The sequence below is a fragment of the Xanthomonas sp. LF06-19 genome, assembly GCF_034105425.1.
Classification (GTDB): Bacteria; Pseudomonadota; Gammaproteobacteria; order Xanthomonadales; family Xanthomonadaceae; genus Xanthomonas_A; species Xanthomonas_A sontii.
The window spans coordinates 39,779-54,517 of the sequence record NZ_JAXGGH010000014.1 but is presented as its reverse complement, the minus strand read 5'-3'; the positions used below and the strand labels follow the sequence as shown (position 1 = coordinate 54,517).

Sequence of the window (14,739 nt, the reverse complement as noted above, 5' to 3'; positions counted from 1 at the left end):
CCGCATTATGACCCTCGCCGCTGCCTCGCGCGTGGGTGCGCGCCGGCGCATGCCGCTGTGGCTGGGCTGGAGCGTCGCGCTGGCGGTGGCGCTGTGCTTTTGCATGCTCGGCCGCTGGCAGTTGCAGCGCATGCACGAGAAGCAGGCGCTGTTGGCGCAGGCGGCGCATGTGCGCGATCGTCCGCAGACGCTGGCCGACGCGCTGCGTGCGACGCCGCCAGGCCAGTTGCGCTGGGTGCATGGTGCCGGCCGCTTCCTGCCCGGGCAGATCCTGCTCGACAACCAACTGCGGCAGGGCCGCAGCGGGGTGAAGGTGTACCAGCCGTTCCTGGCCGACGGCGCGGCGGCGCCGCTGCTGGTGGAACTGGGCTGGCTGCCGCTGCCGGCCGATCGCGCGCTGCCCGAGCCGGCACCGCTGCACGGCCGCTACACGCTGGTCGGCCTGCTCGGGCCGCCACCGTCGCATGGATTGACCCTGGGCCCGGCGCTGGTCGCGGCGCCGTCGCCGCAGCGCTGGCTGGCGATGCGCATCGAGCCGGCGGCGATCGGCGAGGCACTCGGCCGCCGCGACATTTTGTCGCAGGTGCTGCGCCTGGATCCGGCCTTGCCGCTGGGCTATCCGCGCGACCTGGACCTGCTGCCGAACACGCTGCCGCCCGAGCGCCACTTGGGTTACGCGGTGCAATGGTTCGGCCTGGCGCTGGCGGTGCTGGTCACCGCAGCGCTGCTCAGCTGGCGTGCGCGCCGAGGACGGGGCGGGCGCTGAGCGCGCGCGCATGAGAAAATCCCCGGCATGAATGCTCCCACCCCGGCCCCGCGCCCGGCGGCCGCACGCGGCCGCTGGCCGCTGATCGTGTTGTTCGTCCTGTTCTTCGGCTCGATGCTGGTCGCCGGCGCGTTGCGCTTTTCCGGCTGGCAGCCGGCCGCCAGCCGCAACCACGGCGAACTGCTGCAGCCGCCGGCCGACCTGCGCGCGCTGCAGCCGCGGCTGGCCGACGGCCGCGTCTACGCCTGGGAGCCGCAGCGGCGGCTGTGGCGCATCGCGCTGGCGCCGCAGGCGGACTGCGGCAGCGCCTGCGAGGCGCTGGCGCGCGATCTGGACAAGGTCTGGCAGCTGTTCGGCCACGATGCAGACCACGTGCAGATCCTGTGGATCGGCACTCCGCCGGCTGCCGCCCAGGCTTTGCCGCAGGTGCAGGCGCTGCGCGCGGATCCGGCGCTGCTGGCGGCGCTGCCGCGGGTGCGCGATGCGGGCGGGGTTCCGGTCTACGTCATCGATCCGAACGGTTTCGTGGTGCTGCGCTATGCCCCCGGGTTCGACCCGGCCGGGTTGCGCGCGGACCTGGCGAAACTGCTGAAACTCCTGTGAGCCGCTTCCTATGACCTTGTTCGCGCGCCCGGCGCTGTTCCGGCATTTCCACCGCATGGCCTGGCTGGCGGCGCTGTTCACCGCCAGCACCATCATGTTCGGCTCGTTCGTGCGCCTGTCCGATGCGGGCATGAGCTGCCCGGACTGGCCGACCTGCTACGGCCGCATCACCTGGCCGCAGACCAGTGCCGAAGCCGATACCCACGCCGCCAGCAAGATCCGGCCGCTGGAGACGCACAAGGCGTGGCGCGAGCAGATCCACCGCTTCCTGGCCGGGGCGCTGGGCGTGGAGGTGCTGGTGCTGTCGCTGCTGGCGGCGCGGCGGCGCCGGCTCGGCATCGCCCAGATCGTCACGGCGGCGGCGCTGGTGGCGCTGTCGATCCCGCTGTACATGTCCGGCTGGCCGGGGCTGGCGATGCTGGTGGCGGTCGGCGGCGAGGCGATCCTGCTGCTGGCGGCGCTGCGCTGGTCCAACGACGACCTGGCCCGTGCCGCGGTGCTGACCCTGTCGGTGGTGATCTTCCAGGCCCTGCTGGGCATGTGGACGGTGACCCTGCTGCTCAAGCCGATCGTGGTGATGGGCCACCTGCTGGGCGGCCTGCTGATGTTCTCGCTGCTGGTATGGATGGCCTGGCGCGCCACCCATCTGCCGATCACCCTGGCCGATGCGCCACGCCTGAAGTGGCTGCTGCGCCTGGGCGTGGCGGTGCTGGTGCTGCAGATCGCCCTGGGCGGCTGGGTCAGCGCCAACTACGCGGCGTTGGCCTGCGGCGGCGGCAGCTGGTCGGCCGACAACTTCCCGCGCTGCGTCAGCCAGTGGTGGCCGCCGCACGATTTCCGCGAGGGCTTCACCCTGTGGCGTGGCATCGGCGTGGACTACGAAGGCGGCGTGCTCGACGGCGCGGCGCGCATCGCCATCCAGATGGCGCACCGGATGATGGCGATGGTGGTGGCGGCCTACCTGCTGTGGCTGAGCTGGCGCCTGAGCCGCACGCCGGGCATGCGCGGCTGGGCCGCGGCGCTGGCGCTGCTGCTGGTCGCGCAGGTGTGCCTGGGCATCCTCAACGTCAAGCTGGCGCTGCCCTTGCCGGTGGCGGTGCTGCACAACGCCGGCGCGGTGGCGCTGCTGTTCGTGCTGGTGTCGTTGCTGGCGCGCTTGCGGGCGCCGCAATGAGCGCGCATCGCGTCCACTGGCGCGACTACTGGGACCTGACCAAGCCCAAGGTGGTGGCGCTGATCGTGTTCACCGCCCTGGTCGGCATGTGCCTGGCGATCCCGGGGCTGCCGACCTGGGCGCAGGTGCGCACCGGCCTGCTCGGCTTCTTCGGCATCTGGCTGGCGGCCTCGGCGGCGGCGGCGATCAACCAGCTGCTGGACGCACGCATCGATGCGCAGATGGCGCGCACCTCCTGGCGTCCGCTGGTGGTGGGCAAGGTGCTGCCGTGGCAGGTGCTGCTGTTCGCTACCCTGCTGACGGCGCTGTCGATGACCGTGCTGGTGGTGTGGGTCAACGGGATCACCGCGGTGCTGACCTTCGCCTCGCTGATCGGCTATGCGGTGATCTACACGGTGTTCCTCAAGCGCACCACGCCGCAGAACATCGTCATCGGCGGCCTGGCCGGCGCGGCGCCGCCGCTGCTGGGCTGGGCCGCGATCACCGGCATGCAGGGCCAGTGGGACTGGGCCTATGCCTCGCTGTTGGTGCTGATCATCTTCGTGTGGACGCCGCCGCACTTCTGGGCATTGGCGATCTTCCGCCGCGCCGACTACGCCAAGGCCTCGATCCCGATGCTGCCGGTCACCCATGGCGTGGCGCATACCCGCCGGCAGATCCTGGTGTACACGGTGCTGCTGGTGGTGGTGACGCTGCTGCCGGTGGCGGTGGGCATGAGCGGGGTGTTCTACCTCGGCGGCACCCTGGTGCTGGACGCGGTGTTCCTCTGGTACGCCTGGCGCATGCTCGATCCGCCGGACGAGATGTTCTCGATGCGCATGTTCGGCTACTCCATCGTGTACCTGATGGCGCTGTTCGCGTTCCTGCTGGTCGATCACTGGATCGCCTGAACGGGTCGTTCAGTTTTCCGCTCAAGTGTTGCCGGTCGCGGTCGTTACCGGGCGAACGACCAAGATCGGCAAAGCCGCGGAGACATCCATGTGGGGCAAGAGCAAGCAAGACGCGGCGAAGCTGCAGGCACTGACCGAGCGCCTGCGCGAGGCCGAGGCCGAGCGTGACCGCGCCCGTGCGCAGGCCGACAGCGCCCTCGCCAATCTGGACGACATGCGCGTCCGTTTCGACCTGGTCACCAAGGCGACCACCGACGGCCTGTGGGAAATGCGGGTGATCGCCGGCGATCCGATCAACCCCGCCAACGAATTCTGGTGGTCCTCGCAGTTCCGCGCGATGCTGGGCTTCTCCTCCGAGCTCGACTTCCCCAACGTGCTCGACAGTTGGGCCTCGCGCCTGCATCCGGACGACAAGCAGGCCACGCTGGACGCGTTCGCCAAGCACCTGGGCGACCGCAGCGGCCAGACCCCGTACGACGTGGACTACCGCCTGCAGCTGAAGAACGGCCAGTACCGCTGGTTCCGCGCGATCGGTACCACCCAGCGCGACGCCCAGGGCTTACCGCTGCGGGTGGCCGGCGCGCTGACCGACATCACCGAGCGGCGCGAGCGCGAGGCGTTCCTGGACATCGTGCTGACGCGCTTCGAGCTGGGCCAGCAGATGCTCAACGACGGCCTGTGGGACATGAGCGTGACCGCCGGCGATCCGATCAATCCGGCCAACGAGTTCTGGTGGTCGCCGCAGTTCCGCGCGTTGCTGGGCTTCGCCTCCGAGGCCGAGTTCCCCAACGTGCTCGACAGTTGGTCCTCGCGCCTGCATCCGGAGGACGCGGAATTCGCGCTCAATGCCTTCGCGTCGCATATCAACGACCGCACCGGCCGGACCGGCTTCGACATTCAGTATCGGATCAAGCTGAAGAGCGGTGAGTACCGCTGGGTCCACGCGCGCGGCCTGACCAAGCGCGCCGCCGACGGCACCCCGCTGCGTGCGGTCGGCGCGTTGCTGGACATCCATGCCACGCGTCAGCTCGGCGAGGCGGCGCACACGCTGCAGACCGCGGCCGCGGAGATGGTCGAGGACAACAACGATCTGGCCCGGCGTACCGAGCAGCAGGCCGCGGCGCTGGAAGAGGCGGCCAGCTCGATGGAGGAGATCACCGGCACCGTGCAGCGCAACGTCGAGCACGTCGGTCACGCCAACCGCCTGGTGGATGGTGCCAGCGACGTCGCCCAGCGCGGTGGCGAGGTGGTGCGCGACGTGGTGCAGACCATGGCCGGCATCGAGAGCGCCTCACGCAAGATCGCCGACATCATCAGCGTGATCGACGGCATCGCCTTCCAGACCAACATCCTGGCGCTGAACGCGGCGGTGGAAGCGGCGCGTGCGGGCGAGCAGGGCCGTGGTTTCGCCGTGGTCGCCACCGAAGTGCGCAGCCTGGCGCAGCGCTGCGCCGATGCGGCCAAGGAAGTGCGCGGCCTGATCGCCAGCTCCAGCGAGCAGGTCGATCGCGGTTCGGCGCTGGTCGCACGCGCCGGTGCCACCATGGAAGAACTGCTCGGCTCGGTGCGCGAGGTGCAGCGCATTATGACCGACATCGCCGGCGCCAGCCGCGAGCAGAGTGCCGGCATCGGCCAGGTCAACCAGATCGTGGTGCAGATGGACACCGCCACGCAGCAGAACGCGGCGCTGGTCGAAAAGATGGCCGAAGCGGCGCGCGCGCTGGAAAACCAGGCCAGCGGCCTGAACGCGCATACCGCCAAGGAGCAGCAGCGCGCGGCCAACCAGGCGGCGCCGGTGCGCGTGGCGGCCTGATCGGGAGCGGCCCAGCCCACGGCGCGTCTGCCGCGTCGTGGGCGTGTGGGGGGCTGTCGCGTCCTGCGACGCGGCAGATCCGCCGGGTCGGGAGCAGGTAGCTGTGCAGGCACCGGCGGTCGCCGCCGGCGCAGTGCCCTGCCGTGGTGCGTGACGCGCCTCTCGCGCTCACCCCAGCCAATGCTGGCAGCCGTCGCCCTCCTGGCTGCCGCAGCTTTGCTGCATCTTGTGCTGCAGCCGCGCGAGCACCGCGCTGCCGTCGTGGCCCTTGCTCCAGGCCTGCAGGGTCTTGGCCAGGGTGTCGAAACGCTGCCGGGTGCGCTGGTGATAGCCATCCGGCTGGCCGGCCAACTCCCCGATCACCTGGCCGGCGGCCGCCTCGATCGCGGCCGCATTGTCCGGCTGCAGCCGGACCAGCCCATCGACATAGAGCACGCCCCACTGCACGCGGGTGGCCGGGCCCTGCGCGCTCTCGTAGGCCTTTTTCAGCCAGAACAGCGCCGTCTGCTTGTCGCCGCGCGCCTCGGCCAGGCCGGCCAGTTCCGGCATGTAGTAATACGGCGTCTTGCTGCGCTGGAGTTCGGCGAGCAGCAGTTGCTCGGCGCCGGCGCTGTCGCCGGCGGCGTCCAGCAGGCCGGCGGCGCTGCTGATCGTGGACTGGCGTTCGTAGTCGGTCCTGGCGGCCTGCTCGGCCCAGTGCACGCGCTGCTGCACCTTGGCGACCACCGCCGGCGGCAGTGGCGGATGCGGACCGTCGCCGGCCTCGGCCGGCTGGCCTTGCGCCAAGCGTGCCAGGGCGATGTCCGCGGCGGCGGTGTCCAGGCGATCGCTGATCGGCAGGCTGCTGTCGGCGTAGACCTGGTCCAGCGCATGGGTCAGCGCGTTCGACAGCGCAGTGCGCTCGGCGGCGTCGCTGGCCGCGGCCTGCACCAGCTCGCGCGCCGCATAGGTCAGCGTGCTGCGGTTGGCGCGCACCTCGGCCGGGTCGGCCAGCACCGCCTGCAGCAGTTCGCGGTCGGCGGCGCGGTGCTTGGCATCCACCTTGGCAGCCTTGGCCGGATCCTGTGCGGCCAGCGCCAGCAACGCGAAACGGCGTTGCAAGGCCGGCTGCGGCGCGGCCGCGGCCAGGCGCGTGAGCACGTCGGCCGCCTGACCCGGCTTGACCAGTTGGGCCGCATCCACCGCCCAGCCGTACTCGCCGAGCAGGATCCAGTCGTCGGCGCTGAGCGTGGCCGGCGCCTTCAGCGCTTGCTGCAGCAACTGCGCCGAGGTAGTGGTGCGGGTCGCGGCCACGCGCAGGGCCTCGGCCAGGCGCACGGTATCGCTGTCCCCGGCCAGGCGGGTGATCTCGCTGCGGTCCGGGCGCAGCACGATGATGGTCGGATAGCCCTTGACGCCGAAGCGCTCGCCCCAGGCCTGCGCGCCTTCCGAATCGCCGTCCAGGTGCACCGCGACGAAGGCGCGGGTGCGGGCGATGAACGCCGGGTCCTTGAACAGCGTGGCCTTGAGCCGGTTGCAGGGCGGGCACCAGGCCGCGCCCCAGTACAGCAGCACCGGCTTGTCGTGTTCGCGCGCTTCGGCGAAGGCGTCGTCGACGTCGCCCTCGCGCCAGGCGATGCCGGCGCTGTCGGCGGCAGGCGCTGCTGGGGCGGCCTTGGGCGCGGCCGGCGCGGGCGGTTGCTGGCAGGCACTCAGCGCCAGCAGCGCGGCCAGGCTGGCGGAGATCGTCGCGGAACGGCGGAACATGCGGCTCATGGGGGCACCGGGAGGGGAGGGAGACACGGCGCCGGCCGTGCCGGCCGTCTACTGTACGCAGCCGTTGCCGTCATCGCTCATGCCGGCTGCGCATCTGCATATGCCGCCCGTGCAGGTGCTGCGCGGCGCATGACACGCACTTGCGGCCCGCGTCGGCGCGGCGTGCCGGCCGGCGCCCGCGACCGCCCCTTGCCGTTCGCCGCTAGCCGGTCGCTTCTGCCTTCGCCGCGCGCGCGTAGCGTTGCGCGATCACCGCGCAGACGATCAGCTGGATCTGGTGGTAGATCATCACCGGCAACACGATCGCGCCGAGGCTGCCGCTGGCGAACAGTACCTTGGCCATCGGCACGCCGGTGGCCAGGCTCTTCTTCGAGCCGCAGAACACGATCGGAATCTCGTCCTCGCGGGAAAAGCCCAGGCGCCGTGCGCCGAAGGTGATCAACGCCATCGCCAGCGCCAGCAGCACCGCGCCGACCACGGCGACGCCGAGCAGCGCCGGCAGCGGCGTCTTGCGCCACAGGCCTTCGACCACCGCGGCGCTGAACGCGGTGTACACCACCAGCAGGATGGTGCTCTGGTCGGTGTAGCGCAGCACTGCGCGGCGGCGTTCGACCCAGCCGCCGATCCAGCGCTGCAGCAGATGGCCGGCGACGAACGGCACCAACAGCTGCAGCATGATCTTGCCCATCGCCTCCAGCGGATTGGACATGGCGTTCTGCGCGTCGGTCAGCACGCCCATCAGCAGCGGCGTCAGGAACACCCCGAGCAGGCTCGACAGCGAGGCGCTGCACACCGCCGCCGGCACGTTGCCGCCGGACATCGAGGTGAAGGCGATCGACGACTGCACCGTGGACGGCAGCGTGCACAGGAACAGCACACCGATGTACAGGTCCGGGGTCAGCAGCCAGTGCGACAGCGGCTTGAACAGCAGGCCCAGCAGCGGGAACAGGATGAAGGTGGCGGCGAAGATGGTCAGGTGCAGCCGCCAGTGCAGCGCGCCGGCGACGATGGCCTCGCGCGACAGCCGCGCGCCATGCAGGAAGAACAGCGCGGCGATCGCCAGATCGGTGACCACGTCCATCACCGACGCCGCGCGTCCCTGCACCGGCAGCAGCGAGGCCAGCAGCACCGTGCACAGCAACGCCAGGGTGAAGGGTTCGATGCGCAGGCGCGCAAGCCAGGACTTGATCATGGGGGAAGGTAGAGCGGGGGGGAGTGGTGCATTTTAGAAAGTATGGCGCCCGCACGCGAATCAGGACGCACCGCGTAGACAACTCGCAGACATGTTGCGGTGTCGGTCGTTTCCGGCGGATGCGCGCATCGGTGGTTTGCTAGATTGCCTTTGCCCGTCCGAGTGGGGGAGCGCGTCGGGCACGATGGCGCGCCACGCGTGCGCAATCGCCTCCCGCTTCTCCAGGGATCAGGAGCACGCACATGCAATACGATCAGTACCAGACCGTGTTTGCGCTTTCGAGCTTGGCCAATTGGGTCAGCTTCAGATTCGGCTCAGCGGAACAGCTACAGAAGGACTATCAAAAGACCATCCTGGCGACGCTGGCGTCTCCGGTAGCACAGCAGACAATCGGCAATTGGGAACTGGTGTGGGGGCCGCAGGTCTGGCAAGCGGATGGTTCGAATGTCTCGGACAATGCCATGTACGTGGCCAAGTCGAGCAACTTGGGCAGTCTTGCCGGAGACGTCTATGTCGTAGCGATTGCCGCCACCAATCCGATCTCGCATTACGACTGGTACATGGAAGATTTCGGGGTCAACCAGGTGGTGGACTTCTCGAACTACGATCCCACCGCACACACCGAGCCGGTTCCGCTTTCGTCGCCGACCGAGACCAATACCGTCATTTCGCTGGGTACGGCGCTGGGCGTCTGGCGTTTGCTGAACATGGCGAGTCCTTCATCTGTCAAATCCCAAGGCGATACGTTGGCGACGTTCCTGAAAAACGTCGCGAGCAGCGGCGCGACCGTGATCTTCGCCGGCCATAGCCTGGGTGGTGCGCTGTCGCCGACCGTGGCGACCTGGCTCAAGAGCAACCACTGGCTGGACGGAAGCAAGGCAGTCTATTGCTACCCGACCGCCGGTGCCACGCCAGGCAATGCCGCCTTCGCCGAGCTTTTCAATACGACGTTGCCGCCGACGACCGGCGATGGCTATCGGGTGTGGAATCGCGAAGTCTGGAACTCCTACGACGTGGTGCCGCATGCCTGGGATACCGGGATGCTCGCGCAGATAAGCACGCTTTACGGGAACAAGCCGATACCGCTGATCGATGAAGAAGTCAAAAAAGCGATAGCGAATGCGGAATTGTCCAAGATCAGCTACAAGCAAATCCCCAATCAAGAACTTCTCGGCACACCGGGCGCTGTCCCGACTACCGCCTTGGGATTCATGATCGAGGCGAAAAACCAGCACACCAAAGCCTACGCCTCGCTGATTGCACCCCACATCAAACCGGTATTGCCGCCGCCGCAGGAGCTGCTGACATTGGAAATGGACGAGGACGCGGAACTGTATGCGCTGCTTTTGCGGCTTCAAGCGAAAAGCGGTGCATCTGCTCTGGCGCAGTCCTGAATAGCGCAAGCTCGGCGCGAACGCTGCCGCGACACGATTGCCTAGAATGGCCAATCGTGTCGCGGTGGCGATAGCCCCATGGAATGCAACGCAAGGCCTGGTGGCGGCGACTGCGTCTGCCGCCAGACTCAATGCAGCCCCGCACGCGCCTTCAACAGTTCCCGCAGCTCGTACTTGTCGGTCTCGTCCAACCCTTGCGCGCGCTGCTTGGCCTGCAGTTCGTCCAGGCGCTGCTGCAGCGTCTGCTTTTCCAGCTGCACGACCACGTCGTGCAGTTCCTGGCGCCAGCTGGCGGTCTCGCCGGCGATCTCCTGCACCGCCAGCTTCTGCAGTGCGGCCAGTTCCTCGCGTTCGTGGAAGTGTTCGAGCAGGGCGCCGGTGGTGATCTCCGGGCGCGCATGCACGATCTGCAGCAGTTCGATCATCAGTTCGATGCCGGGCAGGCGCAGGCCGGCGAACGGGTAGGGCGGCGGCAGGTCCAGCGCCAGCGACGGCGCCTGCAGCAGGCGCACGATCCCCTCGCGGACCAGGCTGCGCTTGTGCGCCGGGCGCGGCGCGCGCGGCGGCGGCCGGCTCGCCGCGGCCGTGGCGACTGCCGGTGCGGCGGCGCCGATGCCGGTGAGCTCAGCCAGGCGCTGACGCATCAGGTCGCCGAAGGCGCCGTCGGGAATCTGCGCCAGCATCGGCCGCGCGCGTTCGGCCAGGCGCGCCTTGCCGTCGAGCGTGCCGAGGTTGATCTCGCGCGAGAGTTCGTCGAAGAAGAACTGCGACAGCGGCGTGGCCTGGACCAGGCGCGCGTCGAAGGCCGCGGCGCCTTCCTTGCGCACGATGGTGTCCGGATCCTCGTCATCGGGCAGGAACAGGAAGAACGCCTGGCGTCCGTCCTTCATCCGCGGCAGCACCGATTCCAGCGCCTTCCAGCCGGCGCGGCGGCCGGCGGCGTCGCCGTCGAAGCAGAAGAACACATCCGGCGCGTTGCGGAACAGCAGTTCGGCATGGTCCGGCGTGGTCGCGGTGCCCAGCGTCGCCACCGCCTGGGTGACGCCGAACTGGAACAGCGAGACCACGTCCATGTAGCCCTCGACCACGATCAGCCGCTCGATCTTCTGGTTGGCCTGGCGCACCTGCCACAGGCCGTACAGTTCGCGGCCCTTGTGGAACAGCGCGGTTTCCGGCGAGTTCAGGTACTTGGGGCCGTCGTCCTTGTCGAGCACGCGGCCGCCGAAGGCGATGACCCGGCCGCGGCGGTCGAAGATCGGGAACATCACCCGGTCGCGGAACTTGTCGTAGACGTGGCCGCGGTCGTTCTTGGAGAACAGCCCGGCGCGGTCGAGCAGCTTGAGCCGGCGCTCGTCGGTGCCCAGCGCGTCCTTGAGCGCGCTGTAGCCGTCCGGGGCGTAGCCGATCTGGAAGCGCGCGCGGTTTTCCGCGTCCACGCCGCGGCCGTCCAGGTAGACGCGCGCCTTCTCGCTGCCGTCGAACTGGCGCTGGAAGAACTTGGCCGCCGCTTCCAGCGCAGAGTACAGGTCGCGGTGGTCGTCGCCGGCGGCCTGCGCCGCGCCACGCTGCTGGGCGTCGCGCGGGATTTCCATGCCGGCGCGCTTGGCCAGCTCGTCGACCGCGTCGAGGAATTCGAGGCGGTCGTAGTTCATCAGGAAGCTGATCGCGGTGCCGTGCGCGCCGCAGCCGAAGCAGTGGTAGAACTGCTTGGTTGGCGACACCGTGAACGAGGCCGACCGTTCGTCGTGGAACGGGCAGCGCGCCGCGTACTCCTTGCCCTGGCGCTTCAGCGGCACGCGCGTGCCGATCACCTCGACGATGTCGGTGCGTGCGAGCAGGTCGTCGATGAATGCGTCGGGGATGCGGGCCATCCGCATAGGATGCCACGCGCGTGCGCCGTCACGCTGGCCGCGCGGCCTGCGTGTGGTTCAGCACCGTGCGGTCAGGGCGCCGGCGGTGCCTGCGCAGCGCTGCGCGGGTCGATCCCGGCCGCGACGAGCTTGCTGTGCGAGCGCAGCCGCTCGTCGATCACCGCGGTGATCAGCGCGCCGACGAAGAACACCACGGTGGCGTAGTAGATCCACACCAGCAGGATCACCAGCGCGCCCATCGAGCCGTAGGCGCTGCCGGGCGCGGCGGTGGCGATGTACAGGCCGATCGCGTAGCGCCCGGCCACGAACAGGCAGGCGGTGATCGCGCCGCCGATGATGGCCTGGCGCCATTCCACGCGGCGGTCGGGCAGGTAGTGGTAGAGCACGGCGAAGGCCAGCACGTAGATCGCCAGGGTCGAGACGTAGCCGACCGCCGGCAGCACCGACGGCATCCGCGCGAACACCACCTGCAGCACGGTGGTCAGGATCATCGAGATCAGCAGCAGGAAGCCCAGCGCGAATACCACGCCGAAGGAGAACACGCGCTTCTTCAGCCAGGCCATGAGGCCGTCCAGGCGCTGCTTGTCGGTGCGGAAGATCAGGTTCAGCGCGTTCTGCAACTGCGCGAACACCGCGGTGGCGCCGACGAACAGCAACAGGGTGCTCCACAGCCCCGCCAGCGAGCCCACGCTGGGCTGGTTCTTGGCGTTGTCGATCACCGTCTGCGCGACCTCGCGCGCGCCGTGCCCGGCCAGTTGCCCGATCTGCGCGATCAACGCCTCCTGCGCCTGCGGATACAGCGAGGCGGTGAGCCACAGCAGCAGCACCAGCAGCGGCGCCAGCGACAGCAGCGCGTAGAACGACAGCGACGCCGCCTGGGTCATCACGTCGATCTCGACGAAGCGCCGCACCAGCGCGGCCGGCAGGCTCTGCTGCAGGCGGTCGAGATGTTTGTGCAGGCGATCGGACGACAGGGGCATGGACATGGGCGCGGGACCTTCGGCGCGCGGCGTCGCAACGCCGGTCCCGCACTGCGCGCAGAAGGGGGCGCGGGCTTGCCGGCGTTGTAGCAGCCCGTCGCCGAAAGGCGGGTGAAGCCCGCCGCGCGCTAACGCATCGGTGCGGTCAGCCGGCCAACTGCTGCTTGACCAGCACCGAGACCTGGCCCATGTCGGCCTTGCCCGCGAGCATCGGCTTGAGCACGGCCATCAGCTTGCCCATGTCGGCCGGGCTGGCGGCGCCGGTCTGCGCCTTCGCCGCCTGGATCGCGGCGACGATCTCGGCCTCGCCCATCTTGCTCGGCAGGTAGCGCTCGATCACCACGATCTCCTCGCGCTCCACCTGGGCCAGGTCGTCGCGGCCGGCGGCCTCGTACTGGCTCACCGAGTCCTTGCGCTGCTTGACCATCTTGTCCATCACCGCGATCACCGCGGCGTCGTCCATCTCCACGCGCTCGTCCACTTCCTTCTGCTTGATCGCGGCGTTGATCAGCCGGATCACGCCCAGGCTGTGCTTGTCGCCGGACTTCATCGCGGCCTTCATGTCGTCGGTGAGCTGCTGCTTGAGGGTCATGAGGGGCTCCACAGGGAAGAGAAAAGGGGGAAGGGCATTCTAGGCAAGCGCGCTGGCGCTGGCCGTGGCCGAGGTGGCACGTGGGTGCCGAGGGACAGGGATGGGACCGATGCCCGCGCGGGGCGGAGCGCCTGGCCAAGGTGGAAGACGCACAAAAAGCCGGCGACGCTTGCGCGTGCCGGCTTCGTGGGCTTACCGTAACGGATGCCGAAACCGGCACATCCCGCTACCGCAGGCCGCGATCCTCAGTACAGACGCTGGCGCTTGGTGACGTCGCGCGAGGTGCGACGCAGCTGGCGCTTCACCGCAGCAGCGGCCTTGCGCTTGCGTTCCTGGGTCGGCTTTTCGTAGAACTCGCGCTTGCGGGTTTCGGCCAGCACGCCGGCCTTTTCGCAGGTGCGCTTGAAGCGACGGAGCGCAAACTCGAAGGGCTCGTTCTCGCGGACTTTAACGCTGGGCATGGAATCTCCGGGACACAATGGTGACCGGGTCAGGCCCGGCGAGCCGCACATTATAGCGACAGATTTCGCGGCTGCAAGCACCCCGTTTGGCCTGCCGCCGATTCGGCCGCACAATGCACCCCATGAACGTGCTCGGCATCGAATCCAGTTGCGACGAAACCGGCGTCGCCGTCTACGACACCACCCGCTCCGGGGCGGCCGCGCTGCGTGCGCATGCGCTGTACAGCCAGATCGCCCTGCACGCCGAGTACGGCGGGGTGGTGCCGGAGCTGGCCAGCCGCGACCACGTGCGCAAGCTGCTGCCGTTGATCCGCCAGACCCTGGCCGAGGCCGGCCTGCGGGTGCGCGACCTGGACGGGGTGGCCTACACCGCCGGCCCGGGCCTGGTCGGCGCGCTGCTGGTCGGTGCCGGCGTGGCCCGCGCCCTGGCCTGGGCGCTGGAGGTGCCGGCGATCGGCGTGCACCACATGGAAGGCCACTTGCTGGCGCCGTTGATGGAGGATCCGGACCCGGTGCACGGCGCGCCGGCGCCGCCGTTCGTGGCGCTGCTGGTCTCCGGCGGCCACACCCAACTGATCGCGGTGGAGGCCATCGGCCGCTACCGCCTGCTCGGCGAGACCCTGGACGACGCCGCCGGCGAGGCCTTCGACAAGACCGCCAAGCTGATGGGGCTGCCGTATCCGGGTGGCCCGCAACTGGCGGCGCTGGCCACGCAGGGCACCTCGGGGCGCTTTCGCTTCGCCCGGCCGATGACCGACCGGCCCGGCCTGGACTTCAGCTTTTCCGGGCTCAAGACCCAGGTGCTGCTGGCCTGGCGCGACAGCGACCAGTCCGACGTGGTGCGCGCCGATATCGCCCGCGGCTTCGAGGACGCGGTGGTGGACACGCTGGCGATCAAGTGCGAGCGCGCGCTGGAGGCGGCCGGCAGCGACACCATCGTGGTCGCCGGCGGCGTCGGCGCCAATCTGCGCCTGCGCGCCAAGCTGCAGGCGATGGCGCAGGCCCGTGGCGGCCGTGCCTGCTTCCCGCGCCCGGCGCTGTGCACCGACAACGGCGCGATGATCGCCTTCGCTGGCGCCCTGCGCCTGCAGGCCGGCCTGCACGACACCGCGTCCGCGGTGCAGGTGACGCCGCGCTGGGACATGGCGGACTTGCCGCCATTGGCGGCAAGTCGGGAATCGGGAATGGAGAATCGGGAATCGTGAGCGGCTCACGCGCCGCTTTTGCCTCTGCTCTTACCATTCCCCA

The 14,739-nt window shown here is 69.4% G+C and carries 13 protein-coding genes; 7 read left to right on the top strand and 6 right to left on the bottom strand.

The window, feature by feature from the left end; genetic code table 11:
* Positions 1-7: 7 nt before the first annotated feature.
* The 5 genes from SLW55_RS19965 to SLW55_RS19945 all read left to right on the top strand — a co-directional run bounded on the left by SLW55_RS19965 (position 8) and on the right by SLW55_RS19945 (position 5,246).
* Positions 8-766 (top strand): SURF1 family protein, encoded by a 759-nt coding sequence (locus tag SLW55_RS19965; RefSeq protein ID WP_320745616.1) that lies wholly within the window; start codon positions 8-10, stop codon positions 764-766.
* 27 nt (positions 767-793) lie between these two features.
* Positions 794-1,369 carry a hypothetical protein gene (locus tag SLW55_RS19960; protein ID WP_320745615.1) on the top strand — a complete coding sequence of 192 codons (576 nt, stop codon included), beginning with the start codon at positions 794-796 and terminating at the stop codon, positions 1,367-1,369.
* 10 nt (positions 1,370-1,379) lie between these two features.
* Positions 1,380-2,543: a COX15/CtaA family protein gene (locus SLW55_RS19955; protein ID WP_017914359.1), complete on the top strand. Its 1,164-nt coding sequence runs from the start codon at positions 1,380-1,382 to the stop codon at positions 2,541-2,543.
* A complete protein-coding gene (gene cyoE, locus SLW55_RS19950) occupies positions 2,540-3,433 on the top strand; it encodes a heme o synthase (RefSeq protein ID WP_017914706.1) in 894 nt (297 codons plus the stop codon). Before SLW55_RS19955 ends, cyoE begins: the two co-directional genes overlap by 4 nt.
* Before the next feature lie 88 nt (positions 3,434-3,521).
* Positions 3,522-5,246: a methyl-accepting chemotaxis protein gene (locus tag SLW55_RS19945; protein ID WP_320745614.1), complete on the top strand. Its 1,725-nt coding sequence runs from the start codon at positions 3,522-3,524 to the stop codon at positions 5,244-5,246.
* A gap of 168 nt (positions 5,247-5,414) precedes the next feature.
* Here the strand turns inward: SLW55_RS19945 and SLW55_RS19940 are convergent, their stop codons facing one another.
* Together SLW55_RS19940 and SLW55_RS19935 are read right to left on the bottom strand one after the other, a co-directional pair.
* Positions 5,415-7,001, bottom strand: a complete 1,587-nt coding sequence (locus SLW55_RS19940) for a thioredoxin family protein (RefSeq protein WP_320745613.1) — start codon at positions 6,999-7,001, stop codon at positions 5,415-5,417.
* A 202-nt stretch (positions 7,002-7,203) separates the two neighbouring features.
* Positions 7,204-8,193, bottom strand: a complete 990-nt coding sequence (locus tag SLW55_RS19935; protein ID WP_043094370.1) for a bile acid:sodium symporter family protein — start codon at positions 8,191-8,193, stop codon at positions 7,204-7,206.
* Between the two features lie 242 nt (positions 8,194-8,435).
* Between SLW55_RS19935 and SLW55_RS19930 the strand changes: the two genes are divergently transcribed.
* Entirely contained in the window at positions 8,436-9,587 is a 1,152-nt protein-coding gene (locus tag SLW55_RS19930; RefSeq protein ID WP_320745612.1) for a hypothetical protein, read from the top strand.
* 128 nt (positions 9,588-9,715) lie between these two features.
* Here the strand turns inward: SLW55_RS19930 and dnaG are convergent, their stop codons facing one another.
* The 4 genes from dnaG to rpsU all read right to left on the bottom strand — a co-directional run bounded on the left by dnaG (position 9,716) and on the right by rpsU (position 13,491).
* A complete protein-coding gene (gene dnaG / locus SLW55_RS19925) occupies positions 9,716-11,458 on the bottom strand; it encodes a DNA primase (RefSeq protein WP_320745611.1) in 1,743 nt (580 codons plus the stop codon).
* 71 nt (positions 11,459-11,529) lie between these two features.
* Positions 11,530-12,444 (bottom strand): YihY/virulence factor BrkB family protein, encoded by a 915-nt coding sequence (locus SLW55_RS19920; RefSeq protein ID WP_026143465.1) that lies wholly within the window; start codon positions 12,442-12,444, stop codon positions 11,530-11,532.
* A gap of 139 nt (positions 12,445-12,583) precedes the next feature.
* Entirely contained in the window at positions 12,584-13,030 is a 447-nt protein-coding gene (locus SLW55_RS19915) for a GatB/YqeY domain-containing protein (protein ID WP_017912044.1), read from the bottom strand.
* Between the two features lie 245 nt (positions 13,031-13,275).
* The gene (gene rpsU / locus SLW55_RS19910; RefSeq protein ID WP_003465342.1) at positions 13,276-13,491 is read right to left on the bottom strand and encodes a 30S ribosomal protein S21; all 216 of its coding nucleotides are present in this window, start codon (positions 13,489-13,491) and stop codon (positions 13,276-13,278) included.
* Between the two features lie 122 nt (positions 13,492-13,613).
* Here rpsU and tsaD point away from each other — a divergent pair, with 122 nt between their 5' ends.
* Positions 13,614-14,696, top strand: coding sequence for a tRNA (adenosine(37)-N6)-threonylcarbamoyltransferase complex transferase subunit TsaD (gene tsaD, locus SLW55_RS19905; protein ID WP_320745610.1), 1,083 nt, complete (start codon positions 13,614-13,616; stop codon positions 14,694-14,696).
* Positions 14,697-14,739: the final 43 nt, after the last annotated feature.